The following is a 25,264-nucleotide window of genomic DNA, read 5'->3' on the forward strand; positions in this document are numbered from 1 at the left end:
GGAGTCCTTCCGGCATGACGGGCGGTGCGAGAAGCCGTGCTCGCACGGCCACCCGGTACATTCTGGTTGTTCATATTGCCCGCTGCATGCAGTTCCTGTTCACTACCGAAGGTTGGTGTCGCCGGATGGGGTCGGTCGCGTCGAGGCGGATGCTGGCACGGATCGTGGTCGTCACGGCCGTAGGGCTGGCTGTTTCCTGTGGAAGCGACGATTCCGGCCCGACGATAGCGGTCGGCGCGGGCGGTTCGATGGAATCAAATCTGCTTGCGCAAATTTATGCGGGCGCGTTGGCGCGGACCGGTGCGCGCACCTCGGTCACCGCCGATCTCGGTAATCGGGCGGACTATCTGGCCGCACTGGATGCGGGCACGGTGACGGTGGTCGGCGAACACAGCGGTGAACTGCTCACCTTTCTGAATGCCGATGCGCAGGCACGTAAGCCCGAGGTGACGACCGAGGTGGCGGACAAGTCCGCACCCGTTCGGCTGTCGGTGACCGAGGAGTTGAACCGGTCGCTGCCGGAAGGACTCGCGGTCTCCGATCCGGCCGACGGCACGGATATGCGAGCCCGGGTGCTGCTGACCGAAGCCGCGGGCAAGGACGTGCGGTCGCTCGGCGCGCTCGCGCCGCGCTGTGGCGAAATCCAGGCCGGGGTGGCGTCGGTGCCGGGTGTGCTGCAAACGGCGGCGCCCGTGCGGATTGCCGGTTGCGACTTCGCCGGTACCAGGCCCTATCCCGATGCGACGGCTCTGCGAAAGGCATTGCTGGACGGCGAAATCCAGGCCGGAATCCTGACCGGTCCGCCCGCGCTCACCTCCGGTGCGACCGATGGGCTGACGGTTCTCGCCGATAACGACTACGCGGTGCGTGCCGAGAATGTGCTCGCGGTCTATCGCAAAGGTCTGCTGGATGATCGGCAGATCAAGAAGCTGAACTACGTCGCGGGTGAGCTCACGACCGATGAGTTGGCGGAGATGATCCGCAAGGTCCGCGAAGGTGCCGCTGCCGCGGAGGTGGCGCGCACCTGGTTGGACAACCACGCGCTCTAGCAAAACCCCTGGTCATGACGGCCCGAGCGTTTTCGCTCGGGCCGTTTGCTATGTCGCCCATCACTTTTCCGCTCGATACTGCGGTCTTGTGGGCGGATTGCTCCGCACCGTATATTCCATGTGGAGTATTTGATGTGGAGTATGTCGGTGGCCATGGCTACCGTGTTCCGGGAATTCGATCTCGCATCCGCGAGTGTTGTGCAGGAGGTGACCGAAAATGGGGCAGCACGCGCGCCCGTCGGTGACGCCATTGGCGATCGCCGTGCTCGCGCTGCTCGACGAGCGGCCCATGCATCCCTACGAGGCGTATCAACTGCTGATCGCCCGTCGGGAGGACATCTTGGTGAAAGTGCGTCCGGGCTCGCTCTATCACACGGTGACGCGCTTGGCCGACCAAGGAATGGTGCAGGCCGAGGGGGTCGACCGGGACGGGAACCGGCCGGAGCGCACCACCTACCGGATCACCGAAAGCGGCCGGGCGACATTGCGTTCCCGGATCGCCGAGATCCTGCGCAATCCCGGGCGGGAGTACCCGGTGTTCCCGGTCGCGCTCGCGGAGGCGCACAACCTGCCCGCGCCGGAAGTGCTCGCGTTACTGCGGGAGCGGGTCGAGCGATTGGCGCAGGACCTCGCCGATATCGACATGATGAGCCAGTGGGCGGGTGTGCACGCTGTGCCGCGGCGCTACTGGATCGTGCTCCCGTACCTGCATGCCACCATCGCCGCCGAGATCGCGTGGGTCGACAACCTGATCTCCGAACTGGACAGCGGCGAGATGGAATGGGACGAATTCGACCCGGCCACCGGCGTCCGCATAACCGAACATCAGCATCCCTGGTCCGACCAGGAACATTCCGAACCACCCCCGGTGCCGCGTCGCTGGAACGAGACCAGCGCGTCATCGCCCTGATGTGTACCGGTGTGCGCACGTCCTCCGGAACAGACATCCGAGATAGGAACCAAATCCATGACCACACAACGTAATCCGTGGCTAGCGCTGTTCGCGCTGGTCGTCGGCTTCTTCATGATCCTGTTGGATATGACCATCGTCGCGGTCGCCAATCCGGCGATCATGACGAATCTGCAGGCCGACATCTCCCAGGTCATCTGGGTGACCAGCGCGTACTTGCTGACCTATGCGGTGCCGCTGCTGGTCACCGGTCGGCTCGGTGATCGTTACGGGCCGAAGAACCTGTACCTGATCGGTCTGGCCGTCTTCACCGCCGCCTCGCTGTGGTGCGGTCTGTCCGGATCGATCACCATGCTGATCGCCGCGCGGGCCGTACAGGGTCTCGGCGCCGCGTTGATGACACCGCAGACCATGGCGGTGATCACCAGGACCTTCCCGCCGGATAAGCGCGGTGCGGCCATGGGTCTGTGGGGCGGTGTCGCCGGTCTGGCCACACTGGTCGGCCCGATCCTCGGCGGTGTGCTGGTCGATGGGCTCGGCTGGGAGTGGATCTTCATCGTCAATGTTCCGGTCGGCGTCGTCGCATTCGCGCTCGCGGTCTGGCTGGTTCCGGCGCTGCCGACGCATGAGCACAAGTTCGACATCCCCGGTGTGGTGCTCAGCGGTATCGGTCTGTTCCTGCTGGTCTTCGGTATCCAGGAGGGCAATACCTACGACTGGTCGCTGCGCATCTGGCTGATGATCGGCGCGGGTGTGGTTGTGCTCGCGGTGTTCCTGGTGAATCAGTCGCGCAATACCGGTGAGCCGCTGCTGCCATTGGGGCTGTTCCGTGATCGCAACTTCGCGATGTCGAATGTGGCCATCGCGGCCATGGGTGCCGCGGTTACCTCGTTCATGGTGCCTGCGTACTTCTACCTGCAGGCGGTGCGGGAGATGTCACCGACCAAGTCCGCCTTGGTATTCGCGCCGATGGCGATCGTCACCGGCGTCTTCGCACCGATCATCGGTAAGGTCTCCGACAAGCTGCACCCGCGTCTTGTGCCCACCGTCGGATTCATCGGATTCTCGGTGTCGATCTTCTGGTTCGCGGCAGTGATGACACCGCATTCCTCACTGGTATGGTTCCTGCTCTCGGCCGCGCTGGCCGGTTTCGCCAACGCCTGCATCTGGGCGCCACTGGCTTCCACCGCCACGCACAACCTGCCGATCCAGCTGGCCGGTGCGGGCGCGGGTGTCTACAACACCACCCGGCAGGTGGGTTCGGTACTCGGTAGCGCCGCGATCAGCGCCTTGGTCGCGGCCCGCATGAGCGCAAATGGCCTCGGCGGCGGCAAGGTCTCCGAAGGCGGTGCGGGCCAAGGGCCCATCCCCGAATTCGTCAAGGACGCCTTCAGCACCGCCCTCAGCCAAGCCATCCTGCTCCCCGCGGGCATCCTCCTGATCGGCGTAATCGCCTCGGCCCTCTTCATCCGCCACGGTCGATCCGCCGCATCCGGCCTGAAGACCGACCTGGCCAAGGCCGATACTGTCGGCGTCTGAGTTCGAGGTGCCCCGTGCGTAATTCGCGCACGGGGCACACCCGTCAGCGGGCCAGACCTGTCAGCTGGGTCCAATCGATGGTTATCCGAATCGGTAGGTCGACGGTGGTCTGAGGCTCGTTCGGTCTGGCTGCAGATTCTCTTCCCGCGCCCAATCGAATACGGCGGAGCGCTGTAATCGTCAGCCGACCTGGACGGTGGTGGACGGATATCCGGTGGCGCCGTCGGGGACGACGGGGGCACGGGCTTCGGTTTGGGTTTCGCCGGTGCCGTCGGTGGCGCGGGCGCGGATGGTGTGGGGGCCGGGGGTGGCGTTCCAGTCGTAGACCCATTGGCGCCAGGTGTCGATGGATTGTTCGGTGGACAGGCGGGCGGGTTGCCATGGGCCGTTGTCGATTTGGACTTCGACGGCCCGGATGCCGCGGTGTTGGGCCCAGGCGACGCCGGCGATGGCGACGCTGCCCGGTTGCAGTTTGGCGCGGGCGCGCGGGGTGTCGATGCGGGTGCCGGTCTTGATGGGGCCGTAGGCGGACCAGCCGCGACGCGTCCAGTAGGCGGTGGCGCGGTCGAAGCGGGTGATCTCCAGTTCGGTGACCCATTTGGTGGCGGAGACGTATCCGTAGAGGCCGGGGACGACCAGTCGGGCCGGATAGCCGTGTGCGACCGGGAGGGGTTCGCCGTTCATGCCGACCGCGAGCAGCGCATCGCGGCCGTCGGTGAGTACGGCCAGCGGACTGCCCGCGGTGAAGCCATCAATGCTGTGCGACAGGACCATATCGGCATCCGGATGCGGTCCGGCCTCGGCGAGCAGCTCGTCCAGGCGGTAGCCGCGCCAGCTTGCATTGCCGATCAGATCGCCACCGACGGGATTCGATACACAGGCCAGCGTCACCAGCGTCTCGACCGGTGTCCGCTTGGCGAGATCGTCCCAGCTGAGCTGGATTTCGTGATCCACCATCCCGTGGATCCGCAATGACCAATCGTCGACGGATACCTGCGGCACGATCAGCGCGGTATCGATCCGATAGAAGTCGCTATTGGACGTCAGATACGGCGTCAGCCCCGGCAATTTCAAATCCGCGTCGGGTGCGAGCGAAACGGTCGGCCCACTCGGCTCCGGCAACTGAATCGCCGCCCGCTCACCGGAAACATCCTGCCGCTGTGCCCCGATCAGTCGCCCACCCACCCCACTCAGCAGTGCCAGCCCACCCGTAATCGCAATGCCCCGCAACACCTGTCGCCGCTGTGGCCGCGAAGCCGCAGGTTCCTTCTCGGCCGCCGCTGCGGTCGAACGGGCCGCCTTCCCGCCGCTACTCGACGCCAGTTCTTCAGCCGGGACCGAACTGGCCTCAGTGATCCTCGTCGTGCCCTGGTCGGCCGAGTCACGGTGGCCGGCAGTCGGTTCCGGTGTCGTCGATGACGATGCCGGCGCGCTCTCCCTATCTTGCGCGGCGCCCTCACTGGGCGCGGCCGCCGTGTCGGTGCTGGATGAGTCGGCTTCGGCGGCAGTGTTTTTCGGCGTTGCCGACGCGGCCGTTGTCTGCGGCCTGACCGCTTGGTCTTCGCCGGGTGTGATCACTGGGACAGGAGCAGGCGCGGCGGGCCGGGCCATGTGTGCAGCGGCGGCTGCGTCGTCGATTCGGGAGGTGAGGGCGCGGAGGGCGTAAATGCCTGCGGCGACGCCGATTACGGTGGGCCAGGCGGCGGAGAGTCCGGTGCGGCCGAAGGCGATGACCGCAGTGAGCAGGCCGAGGGCGGCCAGGAGCCAGGATCCTCGCGGGTGATCTGTTCGTTCGATGGCTCCGATCAATCCGGCGGCCAGCACGGCCACGAGTGTCATACAAACGAACAACAGGGTCTTGTCATTGGTGCCGAAGGTTTGGATGACCCATTCGCGCAGGCCGTCCGGGGTGTGGTCGATGACGGTGGAGCCGAGAGCGTTCGGGGGTGCGCTGTCGGGGCCGATGAAGGCGGCCACGAGCTCGGACACGCCGAATGCCAGACCGGCGGCGACAATGCCCGCCGCCACCCGAAAGCGCAGTTCAGCCATGGTCCGAGCCTACTGCCGGGGGTGGACGGGGAGTATGACCATTCGGTGACGTGAACGTCAGTCCGCGGACCTGTGCCGCTGGTAGTACCGGGCAACCCGGACCCGGTTGCCGCAGCGTTCGGGTGAGCACCAGCGACGGCGCGGGTGTGCGGGCAGGAACAGCAGAACGCAGTCGTCGGCCTCGCAGCGCTTCAGCTTGCCGATCGATGGATCGACAAGCAGGTCGGCGGCGGCTTCGGCCAGGATGGCGGCCAGCTTCTCGGCCGCCGTGCCAGTGCGGCGCACGGTCGTGATCACCGCATCGCCGCCCCATTCGAGCTGTCGGATCGCGGGCGCGGCGGCCTGCGCGGCATTGAGTCCGCGTAATGCATCGGTGGGCGGGCGACGATCGTGGAGCAGTGCGTCGAGGGCGGCGCTGATGTGGTCGCGCACCGAATGAACGGCGGCGAGGTCGGCGGAAGTGGGGTGTGCAATAGCCGGCTCCGGGAACCTTTCGGCCTGCAGCGCAAGCCAATTTGCGAGGTCATCCGGGGTCGCCAGCAGATCGACACCGGTCGGTCGGGTATTGACCAGGTCCAATGCCAACGGCTCGCCGACGAGCGGAGCTTCACTCATGAATCTAATGCTATATCGATCAGTTGACACATTAGAAGTCGATCCGCTAGAACTAATGCAACATCACGGAATGAAAGCATGTGAAGCATGATCGAGCTGCCCGTCATCCACCACCGCCACACCGATGTCGGCGGCGTCGAGGTCCATTACCGCGAATCGGTTCCTGACCGCGCGGACGCTCCGGTGCTATTGCTGCTGCACGGCTTTCCGTCGGCCTCGCACCAGTTCCGCAGGCTCTTCGATGTGCTCGGCGCGCAGTACCGGCTGCTCGCCCCGGACTACCCGGGCTTCGGAAACACCACCGCACCAGCCGATTTCGACTACTCGTTCGAGCGATTGGCCGATGTCGTCGAGGGCTTCGTCGAACGGCTGGAACTGCGCGAGTTCGCTATGTACGTCTTCGATTTCGGCGCTCCGGTCGGCTTCCGCATCGCGTTGCGCCACCCCGAGTGGATCAACGGCCTCATTGTCCAGAACGGCAATGCCTACGAGGCGGGACTGTCGGATCTCGCTCGCGACTTCACGGCACTGCGGCCCGAGGACGAAGGAGCAGAAGATACGATTCGCGGTCTACTCACTCTGGAAGGAACCCGCGGCCAGTACGAGCAGGGCGTCCCGGACCCGACCGTGCTCAGCCCCGAATCGTGGGTTCTCGATCAGTACTTCCTCGACCTGCCCGGCCGTAAGGAGGCCCAGGTAGCCCTCGCCTTCGATTACAAGTCGAATGTCGCTGCCTACCCCGAATGGCAGCGGTGGCTGCGCAAATACACCCCGCCGACCCTCATCGTCTGGGGCTCGAACGACCCCTTCTTCCCCGGGCCCGGCGCGCACGCCTATCTCACAGATCTCCCGGACGCCGAGCTGCATGTCTTCGATACGGGCCATTTCGCCCTGGAAACTCATCTGGCCGAGATCGCGCCGCTGATTGCCGGTTTCCTGGACGGTCGCACTGTGCGGCGGTGATCGGCTCAGAACAACCGAAAGCAAAGGCGCCGCCCGCAACTCGCGGGCGGCGCCTTTGCAAACCCGGCGTCAGCTGTAGATCTTCTCCACCTCGGACGCGTACTGCTTCATCACCACGGCCCGCTTCAGCGACATCTTCGGCGTCAGCTCACCGGTCTCCTGCGTCCAGTCGACGGGCAGGATGCGGATCTTCTTGATCGCCTCGGCATGCGAGACCTTCTTATTGGTCTCCGCGACCGCCGCATTGATCTCCGCGACCAGCGCCGGATTCTCGATCACCTGCTCCATGGGGGTCTCGACGGGCAGGTTGTTGCGTTCCTTCCAGCCCGGCAGCGCCTCCGGATCGAGGGTGATCAGCGCGCCGACGAAGGGCTGTCCGTCGCCGACCACCATGACCTGGCTGATCAGCGGGTGGGCCCGCAGCGAATCCTCCATCAGACCGGGGGAGACGTTCTTACCGCCCGCGGTGACGATGATTTCCTTCTTGCGGCCGGTAATGGTGACGTACCCGTCGCCGTCGACGGCGCCCAGGTCGCCGGTCTTGAACCAGCCGTCCGTGAACGCATCCTCGGTGGCCTCGGCATTGCCCCAATAACCGTTGAAGACAACCGATCCGCGCAGCAGCAGTTCGCCGTCTTCGGCGATCTTCACCGCGTGACCCTCGATCGGTTTGCCGACGGTGCCGACGCGAATATTGCCGGGGGTGTTCACGGTGATGGCGGCGGTGGTCTCGGTGAGGCCGTAGCCCTCGTAGATGGTCACGCCGACGCCGCGGAAGAAGTGGCCCAGGCGTGCACCGAGCGGTCCGCCGCCGGAGACCGCGGCCTCGCACTGACCGCCGAGCGCGACCCGCAGCTTGCTGTAGACGAGCTTGTCGAAAACCGTGTGCTTGAGCTTGAGCACCAGGCCGGGCCCACCGTTGTCGAGGGACTGGCTGTAGGCGATGGCAGTCTCGGCGGCGGCGTCGAAGATCTTGCCCTTACCGCCGTCGTGCGCCTTCTGCTTGGCGCTGTTGAACACCTTCTCGAAGACGCGCGGCACCGCGAGGATGAAGTGCGGGCGGTAGCTGCCGAACTGTTCGACCAGGGTGGACCAGTCGGCGGTGAACGCGACGATCACCTTGGCGTCGAATGCGGCCAGCGTGACGGCACGCGCGAAGACGTGCGCCAGCGGCAGGAACATCAGCGTCTTCTTGCCCTCGGCGACGTACCTGTTCAGCGCGATCCGGTCGGACTTCGACTCCGCGTACAGATTCGAATGCGAGAGCATGACGCCCTTGGGTCGGCCGGTGGTGCCCGAGGTGTAGATCAGGGTGGCCGGGGACTTGGCATTGACCTCGGCGCGGCGCGCGTGCACGCTCGCGTCGTCGAGGTCGGCGCCGCGGGCGATCAGATCGTCGACGGCGCCCTTGTCGATCTGCAGGGTCTCCTTCAGATCCGGCAGCGCGCCAGCCTCGATCTCATCGATGACCTTGCGGTGCTTATCGCTGTCGACCACCAGCAGCTTGGTGGCGGAGTCCTGCAGGATCCACTTGGCCTGTTCGGCGGCCGAGCTGTCGTAGATGGCGACGGTGCAACCGCCGGCTGCCCAGATGGCGAAGTCGAGCAGCACCCACTCGTAGCGGGTCGGGGCCATGATGGCGACGCGATCGCCGAGTTCGAGACCGGAGGCGATGAGGCCCTTGGCGACATCGGTGACCGTCTTGGCGAATTCCGCAGCCTTGATATCCCGCGAGCCGCCACCTTCGGTGACGTTGAACAGCACCGCGCCGGGCGACTGCTCGGCATGCCGGAAGACGTTATCGGAATTGTTCGCGTCTTCCGGAATGGTGTAGGAAGCCGAAACTTCGAACTCTCGCATCAGTGCCCTTCCACGTGGGTTTACTCGCCAGTAATCTACGACACCTGTGACCGGGACGTCATTCCGGCCACCGGAAAACCGGTCCGGTTCGGATTCGGTGGCCTGTCTGCAGTCCCGTCGGGCCCCGATGTGTTGTCGTCGGACGGAGTCGGTCTTACGTTTGGTGTGTTCGAACTAGCGCAGGTGAGCCACTATCTATCCTAGGTCGCGCAGCGAGATCGGCTGGACCGCTTCCCGCAGGAAGTCGCCAAGTTCGGTCAGTGCCGCCGCGGCGGGCCCGACGAGCGCGGCCTGCAGTTGCGCGACGTGCCATAGCCCCTCGCTCTCGGTGAACCTGGTATGGACGCCCGCAACCCGCAGTGCCGTCACGAATTCGACACATTGCGCATGCAGCAGTTCGCTGACATCGACCTGCACATACGTCGGCGGCAGACCTCGCAGTTCACCGTGTAGCGGTGCGTAGCCGGTGTCCTTGCCGTCCCCGTCGCCGAGATAGGCCGCGGCGCACGCGCGCGACCACGGCCGGTTGATCACCAGATCGCGGAACTTGTCCGGGACCTGATTCGGATCCACCCACGGCGCGATCAGGCCGAGCGCCGCCGGGGTGTAGCCGTGTTCGGCGATGAGCCGCTGCGCGGTGGCCAGCGACAGCCCCCCGCCCGCCGAATCACCCGACAGCGCAATCTGTTCGGGGCGGTAACCGATATTGCCGACCAGTTCCAGGAAGGCCGATTCGGCGTCCTCGAGTCCGGCCGGGAACGGATGCTCCGGCGCCAGTCGATAGTCGAGAACATAGACGGCGCAAGCAGTTTCGTGCGCCAGCCGGGCGGCCAGCGAACGGTGCGTCGCCGGCGATCCGACCGCATAGCCGCCGCCGTGCAGGTAGAGCACTGCGCCCGCGTTCAGATTCGGCCTGGCCGAGCCGGCGGTGATTCGTTCCGCCGGTCGTCCGCCGAGGCGGAGCCGGTGCACGGTCGTGCCCGATGGCAAAAACTGTGCGCGCGAACCGATATCGAGCAGCAGCCGCTGCATCTGCCAGGGCAGTCGCGCGTTCAGCGAGACCCGGAAGATCGGACTGAGCAGCGCCCGCGCGATGGGTAGCGGAATGTTGATGTCACGCATGGGTTTTCCTCGATTCCCCGCGCTGGTTCAGGGTAGGAATGGACGGTTCACCGCGGCGGCGATGCGCTGGTAACCGGAGGCGGTGACCCGGACGAATAGGTCGAGCACCTTGGCCTCCCAGCCGATCAGCACGCGGCCGTGTCCCTTGCGGACGCCCTCGGTAATTGTCTGCGCGGCCATTTCCGGTGTGTGAATGGCCAGCTTCTTGTCGAACAGCGATGCGGCACTCTGGCTGTCTATGCCCTCGGCATAGGTCGCATTGCGGGCGACGGCGGTCTTGATGCCGCCGGGATGCACACAGGTCACCTTGACCGGATGCTTGCCGGCCAGCATCTCCTGGCGCAGCGATTCGGTGAACCCGCGCACCGCGAATTTGGCTGCGTTATAAGCACTCTGGCCCGGGACCGCGATCAGACCGAACAGGCTGGAGACGTTGACGACATGCCCCTCGCCGGATTCGATCAGCAGCGGCAGGAAGGCCTTGGTGCCGTTGACGACGCCCCAGAAGTCGACGTCCATGATGCGCTCGATGTCCTTGAACTCCGAGCGGATCACCTCGCCGTGGTAGGCGATGCCTGCGTTGTTGTAGATCTGGTGCACCTTGCCGAAGTGCGCCTTCACGGCGTCGGCGTACAGCAGTACCGCTTCGCGCTCGGCCACATTCAGCCGGTCGGACTTGATCTCGGCTCCGTACGCCTCGCAACGGCGCACCGTCTCGGCCAGGCCTTCGGTATCGATATCGGAGAGCGCGAGTTTGGCGCCGCGCCTGGCCAGGTTCTCCGCGAGGGCGCGGCCGATGCCGGAACCCGCCCCGGTGATCACGCAGACCTTGCCCTTGAAGTAAGCGTCACTGCTCACTGTGCTGCCACCACTTTCAAATCGTTTCGTGCGTTGTCGACGGTCGTCGTTTCATACGCGGACACGTCGAAATTCTTGGTCAGCCTGCGGAATTCGAAGGTGAAGTCCGGCCACAGTGTGGTGTTGTTGCCGTGCTTGTCCAGGTACCAGCTGGCGCAGCCGCCGGTGTTCCACACGCTCTTCACCAGTTTGCCCTGCAGATCCTGGTTGTAGGCGTCCTGCATCGCGCGCTTCACCTCGACGGTGCGCAGGCCCAGGCGATCGATGGTGGCCAGAGCGTCGGCGATGTAGTTGATCTGGGATTCGATCATGTACACCATCGAGGTGTGGCCGAGGCCGACATTCGGGCCGAGCAGGAAGAACATATTGGGGAAGTTGGCGACGGCCGAACCCTTGTAGCCCTGCTGGCCGATCTCGTCGAATACCTCCGCCAGCGTGCGACCGTCTTTGCCCGAGATGGCGTTGTAGGTCGGCGAATCCGTGACGTGGAAACCCGTCGCGACGATGAGTGCGTCGATTTCGCGCTCGGTGCCGTCCTTGGTGACGATGGAATTCGCGCGCACCTCGGCGATGCCGTCGGTGACCACGTCCACATTCGGGCGGCTCAGCGCCGGGTAGTAGTCGTTGGAGATCAGCATGCGTTTGCAGCCGATCCGGAAGTTCGGGGTGACCTTCTTGCGCAGCTCGGGATCGCGGATCTCCAGCTGCAGCTTGGCCTTGGCGATCAGCTCGAAGGCCTGCATCAGTGCCGGAACCTTGGCCAGGCCGACGACCTGGGTTTCGCGCGCGGCGTAGATGGCCGCGCGGGATAGTCGCTGGAAGCCCGGGATGTGCCGGAAGGCGAGACGCTCCGGCAGGGTATACGGGCGGTCCATGCGGGGAAGCAGCCAGGGCGCGGTGCGCTGGTATACGTCCAGGTGCGCGACCTTCGGGGCGATGGACGGCACGATCTGGATGGCCGAGGCTCCGGTGCCGATGATGGCGACGCGCTTGTCGGTCAGATCGGCGTCGTGGTTCCAGCGGGCGGAGTGGAAGACCTCGCCCTCGAAACCGTTGATGCCCTTGATATCCGGTAGCGCCGGCTCACACAGCGCGCCGACGGCGGACACGACGGTGTCGGCGGTGAAGCTGCCCTGGGTCGATTCGATATGCCACAGGTTGGTGGCGTTGTTCCAACGGGCCGCGGTCACGTCGCAGTTGAACAGGTGCTTGTCGAGCACGTTGTACTCGCGCGCGACGCCCTGGATGTACTGCTGGATCTCGCCCTGCTTGGAGAACGAGCGCGACCAGTTCGGGTTCAGCGCGAAGGAGTACGAGTACAGGTGTGACGGCACATCGCAGGCGGCGCCCGGGTAGGTGTTGTCGCGCCAGGTGCCGCCGACATCGCTGCCGCGTTCCAGCACGAGGTAATCGTTGTGGCCCTGCTTGCTCAACCGGATCGCCAGGCCCAGACCAGCGAAACCGCTGCCGATGATGATGGTCTTGACGTGGCGGGCTGGCCGGTTGCCGACAGCTTTGTCTGTAACCTTGCGACTCATATAATCCAGACTACGGTCCTATTGAGCATGAGTCAACAGTATTGAGCAGCGTTCAGTAAGATGGGTCCGTGAGTAGTCGAGGCACCGTCAAGCGCACCCGGCTCAGCCCGGACGAACGCCGTCTACAACTGATCACCCTGGGCGCGAAGATGCTCGGGGACCGCGCCATCGAAGACATCTCGATCACCGAAATCGCCGGGGAAGCCGGGATCTCCCGCGGCCTGCTCTTCCACTACTTCCCGACCAAACAGGACTTCCAGCTGGCGATAGTCCGCCATGCCAATGCCGAGCTGATGGAGCGCGTCGCACCAGACCGCACCCTCGGGGTATTCGAGATGCTGCGCGATTCGATCGAGCGCTACATCGAGTACGTCGGCGAGAACCGCAATTCGTACGTATCGCTGCTGCGCGGCCCGGCGAGTGTGAGCGCCGAGGTGCTCCCACTCGTCGACCAGACCCGCAACGCCATCATCGACATCATCCTGACCGAAGTGCCCGTCGACATTCCGGACACCGACCGCCCCCGCCTCACTCTCGCCATGCGCGGCTGGATCGCCTTTGTAGAGGAAACCACTCTCACCTGGCTCCGCCACGAAACCATCACCCGCGAACAGTTGGTCGACCTGCTGGTCGAATCCCTACTCGCCCTGGCTCTTTCGCTGAATCCCGCACTGGCCGCCGCTCTCCGCGGTTAGCCACCGCCTTCGTGTGATTGCTACTCCGGTTCGATTCGGATCTGCTGGAGATCTGGTACCGCTCGACGGATGGTGCGGAAGTCGGTGTCGTCGTGAAGTAGTGCCACTGCGGCGATCTGCACATCGGTGGTCTGCGCCCCGCGCCCTGCTCCGATATTCCAATGGGTGGACTGAACTCGGCGACTCGGTCTTCGATCGGTTGGTGCCGCCGGACAGGCGTGATCGGCCCGCGTCTTGCTGGCGCGCCCGTTGTTGGATCCATACCCGGTCGGAATGCGGATTCGGCGAAGCGCCTGGAGATACCCTGACGTATGGGTCTGTCGCGGCGGGAGTTGTTGCGGTTCGGGACCGCTGGATCGGTTGCGGTGTTGGTGGGGGCGTCTGCGGCGAGCAGTGGGCGGTTTCGGGCACCGCGGTGGTTGGGGGACCCGTTCACCTTGGGGGTGGCTTCGGGGGATCCGCTGCCGGATGGGGTGGTGTTGTGGACGCGGCTCGCGCCCGATCCGCTGGCGCCGGACGGGCTCGGGGGGATGGCGCAGCATCCGGTCACCGTGGAGTACGAGGTCGCACACGACGAACAGTTTCAGCAGGTGGTTGCCCGGGGGACGGCGGTCGCCACGCGCGAACTCGCGCATTCCGTGCATCCCGAAGTGCGCGGGTTGGAGCCGAATCGCTGGTACTTCTATCGATTTCGGGCGGGCTCGGCAATTTCGCCGATCGGTCGCACCCGAACGGCTCCGCCGCTCGGGCAGCCCACGGCGCGCATGCGATTCGCGTTCGCATCCTGTCAATCGTGGGCCTCCGGCTACTACACCGCCTATGAGCATATGAGCGCCGAAGACCTCGATCTGGTTGTGCACCTTGGTGATTACATCTACGAAAGGGGCTGGAACCGCGGCCGCGAGGGGATGTCGGTGGAGCCGTATCTGGCCGCTGAAGCGGTCGATCTGCCCGGCTACCGGCTCCGCTACGCTCAGGCCAAGGCCGAACAACCGTTGCGCGCCGCGCACGCCGCCTTTCCCTGGCTCGTCACCTTCGACGACCACGAGATCGACAACAACTGGTCCGCCGACAACCCCGGCCTCGGTCTCGACATCTACCGCATACCCGCCCTGTTCCGCCGCCGCAAAGCGGCCGCCTTCCAAGCGATGTACGAACATCAGCCACTGCGCATCGCGGCCCTGCCGTCCGGCCCGACCATGCGCATCCATCGGCGCTACACCTTCGGCGACCTCGCCGACATCACCATGCTCGACACCCGCCAGTACCGCACCGGCGGGACCTGCGGTAAGGGCAATATCGGCGACGATTGTCCCGACCGACTCTCGCCCGAACGCTCGATATTGGGTGCACCACAACGAGATTGGCTGCTCGACGGCCTCACCCACTCCACCGCCCGCTGGCAGATCCTCGGCAACCAGGTGGCCATGGCCAAATCCGACTACGACCCGGGGCCCGGTACCAATTTCGGCACCGACGCCTGGGACGCCTACGTAGCCGACCGCAACACCGTCCTAGCCACCGCCGCCACCCGTGACATTCACAACCTCGTCGTCATCACCGGCGACCGCCACCACAACTACGCCGCCGATCTCCGCCCGGACACCCCCGAATCCCCAGTCGTAGCAGCCGAATTCACCGGCACCTCGATCACCACCGGCGGCGACGGCACCGACATGAACCCCACCGGCCGCAACCTCCTCACCGCCAACCCGGACATGAAGTTCTTCAACTCCCAACGCGGATACGTCCGAGTCACCCTCGACCGTGCCCTGTGGCACGCCGACTTCCGCGTCGTCCCCTACATCCGCCGCCCCGGCGCCTCGATCCACACCCGCGCGAGTTTCGTCGTGCAAGACCGGCTCCCGGGGGTCATCGCGGCTTCGCGGACCCATTCCGACGATGCTCCCGCCGCTGGAGACACCGGGATATCGCCGGGCCCACGATGATGGCTGGGTAACACGGACAGTACCGACCGAGCCCCTTGGGGCGACGGCGGTGATCTGCGTCGGCGAGTCGATGATGAAAGTCGTTGCGGTAGTGCCGAATCGTTGGCCGGTGAGCCCCGCACCGGTGATCGTGAGGTCCCGCCGCCGCACTACGTCCGATCGTGTGCGCAATGTCGTCGTGGGTGAGTCGTCGAAGCGCGCGTCGATCCGGGATATTTCGACAACCCGAAACCGAAAGGAATCCGGAGGTGATTTCCGATGCACCGAGAATCGGTTGGCGTCGAACCATATTTCGCACGGACACAGCGTGATCGAGACCCATGCTTTATGGATGCGCTATTCGGCCGAGCGGAAATAGTTACTTCGGCGTTCGTCTCGGCGCAGCTTCGCCCGGTTTGCGGCGGCGCGGTCCGCGCTGCGAACGCACTACCGCGATGGCGCGCAACCATCGGAGGCAGCGGCAGCGCCGCACTGTCGTTGGTGCTCGCGGCCACTCGAAGCCGCACATGCTGTCCGATCATGGGGATCCCGCTGTCCATGGGAATTTCCCGAGGTTGCCGCGGTCGGTCGGGCTCGGTCCGGTATGTCGCCCGCTAATGACTTGCACCGGGAAATGAATTACATCGACGGGAGGCAAGGTCTAAGTGTGAAAACGGACGAAAACGGATCAGAGATGCATTGCCCTGCAACAGAGTAGGAGGCTTACTGGAAGTAGCCATCCAGTGCAGTCGGGGAATCACCATCGCGGCAAAGGAGCCACGTCATGCCTACCATCACCTCCCGCTCTCCGACGTCGGGGCCCACATCGGGAGACGCGAACGTTCTGTGATGGGTATCGGCTGCACTGGTCCTTCGATCATGCGATTCGGTACTACCGCGACCACTTTCACCATCGACTCCGATACGTAGGTCACCGCCATCGCGCCTGCGGGTACGGTGCAGGTCACCACCCCCGCGGAGGGACCCAGCAACAGTGTCTGTTACGTTGCGATACCTGCCGTGAACAGCGCCAGTCCCATCCAATGGCCTGGCGCAGGCGGCGCTACGGCCCCAGCCTCATCGGGACAGGCCTGTCGACTGCCACTGCGATCGCTTTCGTCGGCAGCATTGCGGGCCACCGCGTTGACCATCGACCCGGACATGCAGCTTTTGCGCTCGCCCCGGCCGGGAGGGGACGGTACAGCTCACCGTGGCCACGGTGAGCGGGATCGGTAACAGAGTCTCCTACGCCTTGTCCGAGCGGTACTGCGTCCGGGCGGTCACCGGACAGTGTTGATGTCCCGTGCGAGCTGCGTTTGTAGATCGAGTCGCCGTCACCAGGGCGGTGATTTCAGGGGTAAGGGGGTTTCATTGGCTACCGTTCTGAAGATGCTGCTGGCGCAGCAGCATCTCAAGAGCCATTCGGATTTCATGGCCGCGTACGATAGGTACGCCGCGCAGCTCGATCCGCCCATTCCTCCTGGTTACGGGCCCGCGAAGACACAGTTCTACCAGTGGCTTTCGGGCGGGATGATCGGGCTCCCCCGCGACTACCATTGCCGGGTGCTGGCCAGGATGTTCCCTGGCTGGACGATCGAGAGCTTGTTTCAGATGGCGGATGGCGCACCGGTCGCCGCGCACGAGATGGATCCTCCCGGAACGGATATCGAGCTCGGGGCATTTCTGGGGGCCGAGATGATCACCAACGGGATTACTCTCGTGTACCCGACCTTCGAGCTACCACTGCGGCCCCTGCATGCACTCGATTCGGTCGAGGCTCCCAATGGGTGCGCATTCGGGAAGGTCCGCGCATTTGCGGCTGATCATCGCTCCGATGTGCTGGCTGCCTTACCGGAGAAGGAAGTTCGCGGGCTGCTTTACGTATTTTCTGTGCTCCAGCGCCACACTGGCCTCTTTGCTGAGATCCGCAGTGACCGGGACATCGTTGCGCGCAGTGACCGCCCCTATATCAGCTTTGGACTGACTTGCAACGACTGCACACGTATGTACCTCGAAAGCGCCGATCGTCCGCTTTTCACTCTCAATGGCAGTGGTGCCGAAGGCGGTTCCCGTTTCGTGCAATTGGAGTTGACGGACGGCAGCCGGTACGACTCGCGCGGAGATCACAGTATCGGCCTCATCGCCCGGGTGCGACCGAGCCCGGTTCTGCACCCCGACCGATACTGGATATTCTGCGCGGGCTTAGGCCCGCGTGGTACCACCGGGGCAAGCTGGTATCTCGCCAACTCCTGGAGTCCCTTGCAGCGACGTGCCGGTGATCACGAGTTCGTCGCAGTGGTCGGTGTCGATGAGGACTCCGACGATACCGCCCATTTGGAGCATGTGCTGATCGAATCGGAATCATGACACGCAACGCATATTGCGTTGTGCTTCACCTGGTTTCGCGCCCGAGGCATGTTCATTCGTTGATATCGGCCGAATCGTAGCTGACGCCTGAATAGCAACGCCGGGCCGAATCACTCTGGGGAGAGTGGACTCGGCCCGGCGTGGGTGGCGAAACTACGCGGTCGGCTCGAAGGCCTCGCCGACGATTTCGGCTTGCTCCACAGCGTGGACCTTCGACGAACCCGAGGAGGGGGCCGACATGGCGCGGCGGGAGATGCGGCGGAGTTTGGTGAAGCGCTCCGGGAGAAGTTCCGGGAGGTTCAGGCCGAAGAAGGGCCAGGCGCCCTGGTTGGCCGGTTCCTCCTGGACCCAGGCGATATCCGTCGCGTTCGGATAGCCGGCCAGTGCCTCGTTGAGGCGGAACTTGGGCAGCGGGTAGAGCTGCTCGATGCGGACGATCGCGACGTCTTCGCGCTTCTGCTTGGCCTTTTCGGCGACCAGCTCGTAGTAGAGCTTGCCGCTGGTGAGCAGGACACGCTTGACCTTGTTGCGGTCGCCGACGCCCTGTTCGTAAGTGGGCTCGTCGAAGACCGAGCGGAACTTCGATTCGGTGAAGTCCTTCAGGTCCGAGACCACAGCCTTATTGCGCAGCATCGACTTCGGGGTGAAGACGATCAGCGGGCGGCGGATGCCGTCGAGTGCGTGGCGGCGCAGCAGGTGGAAGTAGTTCGCCGGGGTGGACGGCACGGCGACCGTCATGGAGCCCTCGGCGCACAACTGCAGGAAGCGCTCGATGCGACCGGAGGTGTGGTCCGGGCCCTGACCCTCGTGACCGTGCGGCAGCAGCAGCACGACCTCCGACAGCTGACCCCACTTGGCCTCACCGGAGGAGATGAACTCGTCGATGATGGACTGCGCACCGTTGACGAAGTCACCGAACTGCGCCTCCCACAACACAAGTGCGTCCGGGTTGCCCAGCGAGTAGCCGTATTCGAAGCCTACGGCGGCGTATTCGCTCAGCGCCGAGTCGTGCACCGCGAACCAACCCGGGTTGGAACTGCCGATGTTGTGCAGCGGCGTGTATTCCTCGGCGGTCTTGCGGTCGATGATCACCGAGTGGCGCTGGGTGAAGGTGCCACGACGCGAGTCCTGACCGGTCAGGCGCACCGCGCGACCCTCGTCGATCAGCGTGCCGAAGGCGAGCAACTCGGCGAAGGCCCAGTCGACCTTGCCCTCGTACGCCATTTCGCGTCGCTTCTCCAGCACCGGCTTGACGCGCGGGTGCACATTGAAGCCCTCGGGGACACCGAGGAAGGCGTCGCCGATGCGCTGCAGCACGGTCTTGTCCACGGCCGTCACGACCGTAGCCGGCACCTGCTGGTCGTCCTCGACCGATTCGCTCGGCTCCGGGACATACTTCTCCAGCTCGCGAACCTCGTTGAAGACCCGTTCCAGCTGACCCTGGTAGTCACGCAGCGCGTCCTCAGCCTCTTTGAGCGAGATATCGCCACGGCCGATCAGGCTTTCGGTGTAGGCCTTGCGCACCGAGCGCTTGGTGTCGATGACGTCGTACATTTCCGGCTGGGTCATCGACGGGTCGTCGCCCTCGTTGTGGCCGCGACGCCGGTAGCAGACCATGTCGATAACGACGTCCTTGCGGAACTTCTGGCGGAAGTCGACCGCCAGGCGCGCGACCCAGTCGCAGGCCTCCGGATCGTCACCGTTCACGTGGAAGATCGGCGCGCCGATGAACTTCGCGATATCGGTCGAGTATTCGGTGGAGCGGCTGTTCTCCGGTGCGGTGGTGAAGCCGATCTGGTTGTTCACCACGATGTGGATGGTGCCGCCGACGCGGTAGCCGCGCAGCCCCGACAGGTTCAGCGTCTCCGCGACCACACCCTGACCCGCGAATGCGGCGTCACCGTGCAGCATCAGCGGCATGACGGAGAAGCCCTCCGGCCCGTCGCCCTTGTTCAGCAGATCCTGCTTGGCGCGGACCAGACCCTCGAGCACCGGGTCGACCGCCTCGAGGTGCGAGGGGTTGGCGGTCAGCGAGACCTCGATCTCGTTGTCGCCGAACATCTGCAGGTAGGTGCCGCGTGCGCCGAGGTGGTACTTCACGTCGCCGGAGCCGTGGGTGGCGGCCGGGTTCATATTGCCCTCGAACTCGGTGAAGATCTTCGAGTAGGGCTTGCCGACGATATTGGCGAGCACATTGAGGCGACCGCGGTGCGGCATACCGATGACGACCTCGTCGAGCGAATGCTCGGCGCACTGGTCGATGGTGGCGTCCATCATCGGGATGACGGCTTCGGCGCCCTCGAGCGAGAAGCGCTTCTGGCCGACGTATTTGGTCTGCAGGAAGGTTTCGAAGGCCTCGGCCGCGTTCAACCGGTTCAGGATGTACTTCTGCTGTGCGACAGTCGGCTTGACGTGCTTCTGCTCGACCCGCTCCTGAATCCACTGCAGCTGCTCGGTTTCCAGGATGTGGGTGTACTCCACACCGACGTGGCGGCAGTAGGCATCGCGCAGCACCGAGAGCACATCGCGCAGCTTCATCCGCTCCTGGCCGTGGAAGCCCGCGACATCGAAGGTGCGGTCCAGGTCCCACAGGGTGAGGCCGTGCTGGGTGACATCGAGGTCCGGGTGGCTGCGGAACTTGTCCTTGACCAGCCGCAGCGGATCGGTGTCGGCCATCAGGTGGCCGCGGTTGCGGTAGGCCGCGATCATCTCGAGCACGCGGGTGCTCTTGTCGACGCCGCGTTCCTTGACGTCCTTGCGCCAGCGCACCGGCTCGTAGGGCACGCCGAGGCCGTGGAAGATCTCGTCGTAGAACTCGTCGCTGATCAGCAGGTTGTGGATGGTCCGCAGGAAGTCGCCGGATTCCGCGCCCTGGATGATGCGGTGGTCGTAGGTCGAGGTCAGGGTCATCAGCTTGCCGACGCCGAGCTCGTTGATGCGCTCGTCGCTCATGCCCTGGAATTCGGCCGGGTACTCCATCGCGCCGGCGCCGATGATCGCGCCCTGGCCCGGCATCAGCCGCGGCACCGAGTGCACGGTGCCGATGGTGCCCGGGTTGGTCAACGAGATGGTGACGCCGGTGAAGTCGTCGATGCCGAGCTTGCCGTCGCGGGCGCGGCGCACGATGTCCTCGTAGGCGGTGTGGAACTGCCCGAACTTCATGGTCTCGCAGCCCTTGATGGCCGCGACGACCAGCGAGCGGTTGCCGTCCTTGCCCGCCAGGTCGATGGCGAGACCGAGGTTGGTGTGTGCCGGAGTGACCGAGTTCGGCTTGCCGTCGATTTCGGCGAAGTGCCGGTTCAGGTTCGGGAACGACTTGACCGCCTGCACGATCGCGTAGCCGAGCAGGTGGGTGAAGGAGATCTTGCCGCCGCGGGTGCGGGCCAGGTGGTTGTTGATGACGAGCCGGTTGTCGATCATCAGCTTCGCCGGAATGGCGCGCACGCTGGTCGCGGTCGGGATGGCCAGCGACGCGGACATGTTCTTGACCACGGCGGCGGCCGGGCCGCGCAAAACCTTTGCCTCGTCGGCAGCGGTGTCGGCGGGCTTCGGCGCGCCTGAGGTGGGCGCGGCATTCGAGGTCGGCGCGGGCGTCGTCTGCGGCGCGCGGGTGGTGGGCTTCGCGGGCGCGGGAGGCTTGGGTGCGGCGGGCGCGGGGGCTGCCTGAGCGGGGGCCGCAGCGGCGGGGGCCGCGTTCACCGGCGCGGGGGCCGGTGCCGGGGTGGCCACCTGCGCGGGCGCGGCCGCTGGCGCGGCGCTGTTACCTGAATCACCCGGGACTTCGGGCGTGTAATCGGCGAGGAACTCGTGCCAACTTTCATCGACGGAAGATGGATCCTGTTTGTACTTTTGATACATCTCATCGACTAGCCACTGGTTCTGTCCGAACTGGGAAGTTGAGCTGCTCACAGCAGGTGTTCGCCTCATTTCGTTCTTCGCGCTGCGACGTTTGTGACGTGCCCGGCACGGGGATCAGCGGATGCGCGCCGATGCGCCCTCTCTGAGGATAGGCCCAGCAGCAAATCAGTGGATCGACTGACCACCGGACAACCCCGATCCCAAAGATGACGACCCGTCCTCACCCGAGAATATTCCCCCCGCTTCGCTGGCCGCCGCCCATAGCTGGGCATAGCGGCCACCGGCCGCAACCAATGTGTCGTGCGGCCCGATTTCGGCGATTCGTCCGCGTTCCACGACGGCGATCCGATCGGCTCGCGCGGCGGTGCCCAGCCGGTGCGCCACGACGACGGTGGTCCGGCCACGCGTCAGCGATCGGCTCGCTACCAGCACCGATGCTTCGGTCTCCGGATCGAGGGTGGCGGTGGCCTCGTCGAGCAGCAGCAGATCCGGACGGACCAGCTCGGCCCTGGCGAGTGCGATCAGCTGGCGTTGGCCCGCCGAGAGGCCGCGGCCGCGCTCGCCGATCGGATGACGCATGCCCTGCGGTAGCGCGGCGATCATGTCGGCCGCACCGACCGCGGTGGCGGCCGCCGCGATCTCCGCTTCGGTCGCGGAAGGTTTCCCGAATGCAATGTTGCTGGCGACATCGCCGGTGAAGAGGTGAGCTTCCTGGGGGACGATGCCGAGCCGGGCGCGGTAGTCGGTGAGCCGGTAGTCGCGGATGTCGATGTCGTCGACGGCGATCGCACCCGGGTTGTCGCGGGGCAGATCGTATAGGCGGGCCAGCAATTTGACGATGGTCGATTTGCCCGCGCCCGTCGGTCCGACCAAAGCCAGCGTGGATCCGGCCGGAATCCGCAGTGACACTCCGTCGAGCGCGGCCTTCTCGGTGCTCGGATAGTGGAATCGGATGTCGTCGAGGACGACCTCGCCGCGCAATCCGTGGTCGATCCCGATCGCGTCCGGTGGATCGGCGGCGATCGAGGACGGGGTGCGCAGCAGGTCGCCGATGCGGCGCAGGCCGACGCGCGCCTGCTGGTAGCCGTCGAAAACCTGGGACAACTGCAGGATCGGGCCGAAGAGCAGCTGCAGGTAGAGCACGAAGGCGATGAGAGTGCCCGCGGTCGTGGTGTTGTCGGCGACTTCGCGCGCGCCGAAGTACACGACCGCGGCCAGCGCCAGATCCGCCCAGGCGATGACGAAGGCGAAGTACATGGCGATCGCGCGCTGGGCGCGCATCCGGCTGGCGCGGTAGCGATCGGAGTATTCGGCGAAGCGGCGGGCGGCGATCGGCTCGTGCCGGTTGGCCTGGACGGCGCGCAGTCCGGCGACATTTTCCTGGAAATCGGCATTGACGGTCGAGACGTGTTCGCGTGAGACGGTGTAGGCGGTGGAGGAGACGCGGCGGAACAGTGCCGTCGCCACCAGCAGCGGCGGCAGCGCGATCAGCACCACCGCGGCCAGCGAGGCATCGATGACCACTAGCGCCACTGCGATACCGACCAGGGTGAGCGCGCCGATCAGCGTGGTCGCGACGCCGGTTTGCAGGAAGGTCGAGAGTGCGTCCACATCGGTGGTCATCCGGGTCATGATGCGACCGGACAGCTCGCGCTCGTAGTAGTCCAATCCCAGCCGTTGCAGATGGGCGTAGCTGCGCACGCGGAGGCCGTAGAGGACGCGTTCGCCGCTGCGGGCGGTGAGGACGGTGGTCGCCGCACCTACCGCGAGACCGAGCACGACCAAGACCGCGCCGAGCGCGCCCGCCCGGGCGAGTGCGCTCGAGTCATGGCCGCTCACGCCGGAATCGATGGCATAGCGGACGATCGGTGGAAAGGCGACGCCGATCAGGGTGTCCAGTGCGAGCAGGGTGATTACGGTCAGGACCAGCCAGCGCACCGGACGCAACAGGCGAGCGAGTCGGAATCCGGGATCCGGTTGACGCAGCTGTTCGTCGTCGAGGTCGGGTTGTTCGGTGGCCGGTGGCAGACGTTCGATGGTGCGGCGCAATTCGGGGGTTTCGCTGAGATCGGCTGCGGCGCCGGAGAATCCGCCTGGGCCGCTGGTGGGTATTGCGGTGCGTCGGGAACCGGCTGACGGTGGGGTGTCGGCGGTTGTGGCTGCATCGGTGGCATATGAGATCGGTCCGGGGAGCCGGATCACCCGATCCGCATGGGCCAGTGTGGATTCCCTATGCGCCAGGATCAGTGTGGTGCGTCCGCCCGCATCGGGCAGCTTCTCGAAGATGGCCGCCTCGGTCACCGCATCGACCGCGGAGGTCGCGTCATCGAGCACCAGAATCCGTGGCCGCGCCAATAACGCTCTGGCCAAAGCGATTCGCTGCCGCTGCCCGCCGGAGAGCGTCAATCCGCGTTCGCCGACCACGGTGTCGTAGCCGTCGGTGAGTTCGGTGATGAACTCGTCGGCGGCGGCAAGCTTCGCGGCATAGCGGATTTCGGCATCGGTAGCCGCCGGTCGGCCGAGTGCGATATTCGCGGCAATGGTGTCGCTGAACAGGAACGGGTCGTCGAACACCACCCCGACCGCGCTGCGTAAATCGGACGCGCGCAGGTCGGCGATATCCACCTGCTCAGTGGTTTCCGCGGATCCGAATAGGCGGATGGTGCCGGACTCCGGGGCGTAGAAGCGGGGGAGTAGCAGTGACAGCGTTGACTTTCCAGAGCCCGCGGGCCCGATGACGGCAACAGTTTCGCCGGGCTGCACGGTCAGGTCGAGGTCACGCAGGATGGGCTGCGATGGCTCGAATCCGAAAGTCAGCGAATCGATTTCGATACCCAAGGGCCCATCGGGGAGTTCGGCGGGAGCGGGCGGGTCGGCGATTTCGGGCGCGGCGTCGATGACCTGGTAGACGCGCTCGGCGGCGGCCCTGGTCAGCTGGGCCATGATCACCACCGAGGACATGGTGCGGGTGGTGACGGTCATGGTGGTGACGTATGCGGAGAAGGCGAGAAAGGTGCCGATGCCGATGACGCCGTGCAGCGCGAGCAGCCCACCGACAACGATCACCGCGACCAGCCCGGCTTGCGGAATCGTGGTCACCACGGGTGCGAAGCGCGCATTGATCTTGGCGGCGCGCATGCGCTCGGCGTAGAGAACGCGCCCGTGGTCCTCCAGCACGCGCACCATCCGAGCTTCCTGTCCGAAGCCCTTGACCACCCGGACGCCGCTGACGGTCTCTTCGACATGTTGCGCGACCTCGGCGGCTCGCTGCTGCGCCGACCACGTTGCCGCGTACAGGCGCGGCCGCATCCGATACACCAGCACCGCGATTGCCGGAACCACCAGCAATGCGACGGCGGCCAGCGGCGGCGACAGCCACACCATCACCGCGGCAGCCAGCAGGAACTCCAGCAATGCCAACCCGGACAGCGGCGTCATCGCCAAAAGGCCCTGCACCAACTGCAGATCCGTGATCGAACGCGACACCACCTGTCCGGTGCGCAGCGCGTCCTGCCCGACGCCGTCCAGTCGCTGCAGCGAGGCGAGCAGGCTGACACGCAGCGAGTGCTGCACATCGAGGGAAAGCCGTCCGGCCAACATGCGGCGTCCGAAGGCCGCCGAGAAGCGGCCGAATGCGACAAGGGCGAGCAGGGCCGCGATGATCCCGATGACGGAGGTGTCGCCGACTCCGGCCGCATCGACCGCGCGTTTGGTCAGCAGTGGCGCGGAGATCTCGACCAGTGCTCCGGCCGTCAGTGCGATCGCGATGCCCGTGACCGTTCCCCGGTGGCCCCAACACTCGGTCCACAATCTGCGCATCCAACCCGTATCGCGCTCGGTCACTCCGCTGCTCACCCGTCTCGTCGTGCTGGTACCGACGGTAATGACACGTGCCGCACCGCTGTTTGTTCCC

At 65.3% G+C, this 25,264-nt stretch carries 15 protein-coding genes; 7 read left to right on the forward strand and 8 right to left on the reverse strand.

What is annotated here, in order from left to right; translation table 11 throughout:
- Positions 1–149: 149 nt before the first annotated feature.
- From ACIBW7_RS23770 to ACIBW7_RS23780, 3 genes are all read left to right on the forward strand, one after another.
- A complete protein-coding gene (locus ACIBW7_RS23770) occupies positions 150–1,049 on the forward strand; it encodes a glycine betaine ABC transporter substrate-binding protein (RefSeq protein ID WP_397049679.1) in 900 nt (299 codons plus the stop codon).
- A gap of 217 nt (positions 1,050–1,266) precedes the next feature.
- Positions 1,267–1,959, forward strand: coding sequence for a PadR family transcriptional regulator (locus ACIBW7_RS23775; RefSeq protein WP_397049681.1), 693 nt, complete (start codon positions 1,267–1,269; stop codon positions 1,957–1,959).
- A gap of 57 nt (positions 1,960–2,016) precedes the next feature.
- Complete coding sequence (locus tag ACIBW7_RS23780) at positions 2,017–3,498, forward strand: DHA2 family efflux MFS transporter permease subunit (RefSeq protein WP_397049683.1); 1,482 nt, start codon at positions 2,017–2,019, stop codon at positions 3,496–3,498.
- A gap of 180 nt (positions 3,499–3,678) precedes the next feature.
- Here the strand turns inward: ACIBW7_RS23780 and ACIBW7_RS23785 are convergent, their stop codons facing one another.
- Both ACIBW7_RS23785 and ACIBW7_RS23790 read right to left on the reverse strand, forming a co-directional pair.
- On the reverse strand, positions 3,679–5,547 hold the full coding sequence (locus ACIBW7_RS23785; protein ID WP_397049685.1) for a molybdopterin-dependent oxidoreductase: 1,869 nt from the start codon (positions 5,545–5,547) through the stop codon (positions 3,679–3,681).
- Between the two features lie 57 nt (positions 5,548–5,604).
- Positions 5,605–6,162 carry a CGNR zinc finger domain-containing protein gene (locus tag ACIBW7_RS23790; protein ID WP_397049687.1) on the reverse strand — a complete coding sequence of 186 codons (558 nt, stop codon included), beginning with the start codon at positions 6,160–6,162 and terminating at the stop codon, positions 5,605–5,607.
- An 87-nt stretch (positions 6,163–6,249) separates the two neighbouring features.
- On the opposite strand from ACIBW7_RS23790, the gene ACIBW7_RS23795 reads away from it, so the two are divergent.
- The gene (locus tag ACIBW7_RS23795; protein ID WP_397049689.1) at positions 6,250–7,125 is read left to right on the forward strand and encodes an alpha/beta fold hydrolase; all 876 of its coding nucleotides are present in this window, start codon (positions 6,250–6,252) and stop codon (positions 7,123–7,125) included.
- Positions 7,126–7,194: 69 nt separating this feature from the next.
- On the opposite strand, the gene ACIBW7_RS23800 is transcribed toward ACIBW7_RS23795, so the two are convergent.
- The 4 genes from ACIBW7_RS23800 to ACIBW7_RS23815 form a co-directional block, all read right to left on the reverse strand.
- Entirely contained in the window at positions 7,195–8,985 is a 1,791-nt protein-coding gene (locus ACIBW7_RS23800) for an AMP-dependent synthetase/ligase (RefSeq protein WP_397049691.1), read from the reverse strand.
- Positions 8,986–9,180: 195 nt separating this feature from the next.
- Positions 9,181–10,107, reverse strand: a complete 927-nt coding sequence (locus ACIBW7_RS23805; protein WP_397049693.1) for an alpha/beta hydrolase — start codon at positions 10,105–10,107, stop codon at positions 9,181–9,183.
- 27 nt (positions 10,108–10,134) lie between these two features.
- Positions 10,135–10,965 carry an SDR family NAD(P)-dependent oxidoreductase gene (locus ACIBW7_RS23810; RefSeq protein ID WP_397049695.1) on the reverse strand — a complete coding sequence of 277 codons (831 nt, stop codon included), beginning with the start codon at positions 10,963–10,965 and terminating at the stop codon, positions 10,135–10,137.
- Positions 10,962–12,503: a flavin-containing monooxygenase gene (locus ACIBW7_RS23815; protein WP_397049697.1), complete on the reverse strand. Its 1,542-nt coding sequence runs from the start codon at positions 12,501–12,503 to the stop codon at positions 10,962–10,964. The genes ACIBW7_RS23810 and ACIBW7_RS23815 overlap by 4 nt, the downstream gene beginning before the upstream one ends.
- A 68-nt stretch (positions 12,504–12,571) precedes the next feature.
- On the opposite strand from ACIBW7_RS23815, the gene ACIBW7_RS23820 reads away from it, so the two are divergent.
- From ACIBW7_RS23820 to ACIBW7_RS23830, 3 genes are all read left to right on the forward strand, one after another.
- Positions 12,572–13,198: a TetR/AcrR family transcriptional regulator gene (locus tag ACIBW7_RS23820; protein WP_397049699.1), complete on the forward strand. Its 627-nt coding sequence runs from the start codon at positions 12,572–12,574 to the stop codon at positions 13,196–13,198.
- Positions 13,199–13,509: 311 nt separating this feature from the next.
- Positions 13,510–15,147: an alkaline phosphatase D family protein gene (locus ACIBW7_RS23825; RefSeq protein WP_397049701.1), complete on the forward strand. Its 1,638-nt coding sequence runs from the start codon at positions 13,510–13,512 to the stop codon at positions 15,145–15,147.
- Between the two features lie 1,368 nt (positions 15,148–16,515).
- Complete coding sequence (locus ACIBW7_RS23830; protein ID WP_397049703.1) at positions 16,516–17,493, forward strand: hypothetical protein; 978 nt, start codon at positions 16,516–16,518, stop codon at positions 17,491–17,493.
- Positions 17,494–17,646: 153 nt separating this feature from the next.
- Here the strand turns inward: ACIBW7_RS23830 and ACIBW7_RS23835 are convergent, their stop codons facing one another.
- On the reverse strand, positions 17,647–21,420 hold the full coding sequence (locus tag ACIBW7_RS23835) for a multifunctional oxoglutarate decarboxylase/oxoglutarate dehydrogenase thiamine pyrophosphate-binding subunit/dihydrolipoyllysine-residue succinyltransferase subunit (protein ID WP_397049705.1): 3,774 nt from the start codon (positions 21,418–21,420) through the stop codon (positions 17,647–17,649).
- A gap of 96 nt (positions 21,421–21,516) precedes the next feature.
- Positions 21,517–25,170, reverse strand: a complete 3,654-nt coding sequence (locus ACIBW7_RS23840) for an ABC transporter ATP-binding protein (protein ID WP_397049984.1) — start codon at positions 25,168–25,170, stop codon at positions 21,517–21,519.
- Between the last annotated feature and the right edge of the window lie 94 nt (positions 25,171–25,264).

The sequence above is a fragment of the Nocardia sp. NPDC049526 genome (assembly GCF_044465765.1).
GTDB lineage: Bacteria > Actinomycetota > Actinomycetes > Mycobacteriales > Mycobacteriaceae > Nocardia.

What these genes read in the sequence shown, in the direction of transcription:
- ACIBW7_RS23825 (WP_397049701.1), top strand. Translation starts at nt 13,510, where the DNA reads ATGGGTCTGTCGCGGCGGGAGTTGTTGCGGTTCGGGACCGCTGGATCG.
- ACIBW7_RS23840 (WP_397049984.1), bottom strand. Translation starts at nt 25,170, where the DNA reads ATGCGCAGATTGTGGACCGAGTGTTGGGGCCACCGGGGAACGGTCACG.
- ACIBW7_RS23835 (WP_397049705.1), bottom strand. Translation starts at nt 21,420, where the DNA reads ATGAGGCGAACACCTGCTGTGAGCAGCTCAACTTCCCAGTTCGGACAG.
- ACIBW7_RS23815 (WP_397049697.1), bottom strand. Translation starts at nt 12,503, where the DNA reads ATGAGTCGCAAGGTTACAGACAAAGCTGTCGGCAACCGGCCAGCCCGC.
- ACIBW7_RS23770 (WP_397049679.1), top strand. Translation starts at nt 150, where the DNA reads ATGCTGGCACGGATCGTGGTCGTCACGGCCGTAGGGCTGGCTGTTTCC.
- ACIBW7_RS23795 (WP_397049689.1), top strand. Translation starts at nt 6,250, where the DNA reads ATGATCGAGCTGCCCGTCATCCACCACCGCCACACCGATGTCGGCGGC.
- ACIBW7_RS23800 (WP_397049691.1), bottom strand. Translation starts at nt 8,985, where the DNA reads ATGCGAGAGTTCGAAGTTTCGGCTTCCTACACCATTCCGGAAGACGCG.
- ACIBW7_RS23775 (WP_397049681.1), top strand. Translation starts at nt 1,267, where the DNA reads ATGGGGCAGCACGCGCGCCCGTCGGTGACGCCATTGGCGATCGCCGTG.
- ACIBW7_RS23805 (WP_397049693.1), bottom strand. Translation starts at nt 10,107, where the DNA reads ATGCGTGACATCAACATTCCGCTACCCATCGCGCGGGCGCTGCTCAGT.
- ACIBW7_RS23830 (WP_397049703.1), top strand. Translation starts at nt 16,516, where the DNA reads ATGCTGCTGGCGCAGCAGCATCTCAAGAGCCATTCGGATTTCATGGCC.
- ACIBW7_RS23790 (WP_397049687.1), bottom strand. Translation starts at nt 6,162, where the DNA reads ATGAGTGAAGCTCCGCTCGTCGGCGAGCCGTTGGCATTGGACCTGGTC.
- ACIBW7_RS23780 (WP_397049683.1), top strand. Translation starts at nt 2,017, where the DNA reads ATGACCACACAACGTAATCCGTGGCTAGCGCTGTTCGCGCTGGTCGTC.
- ACIBW7_RS23785 (WP_397049685.1), bottom strand. Translation starts at nt 5,547, where the DNA reads ATGGCTGAACTGCGCTTTCGGGTGGCGGCGGGCATTGTCGCCGCCGGT.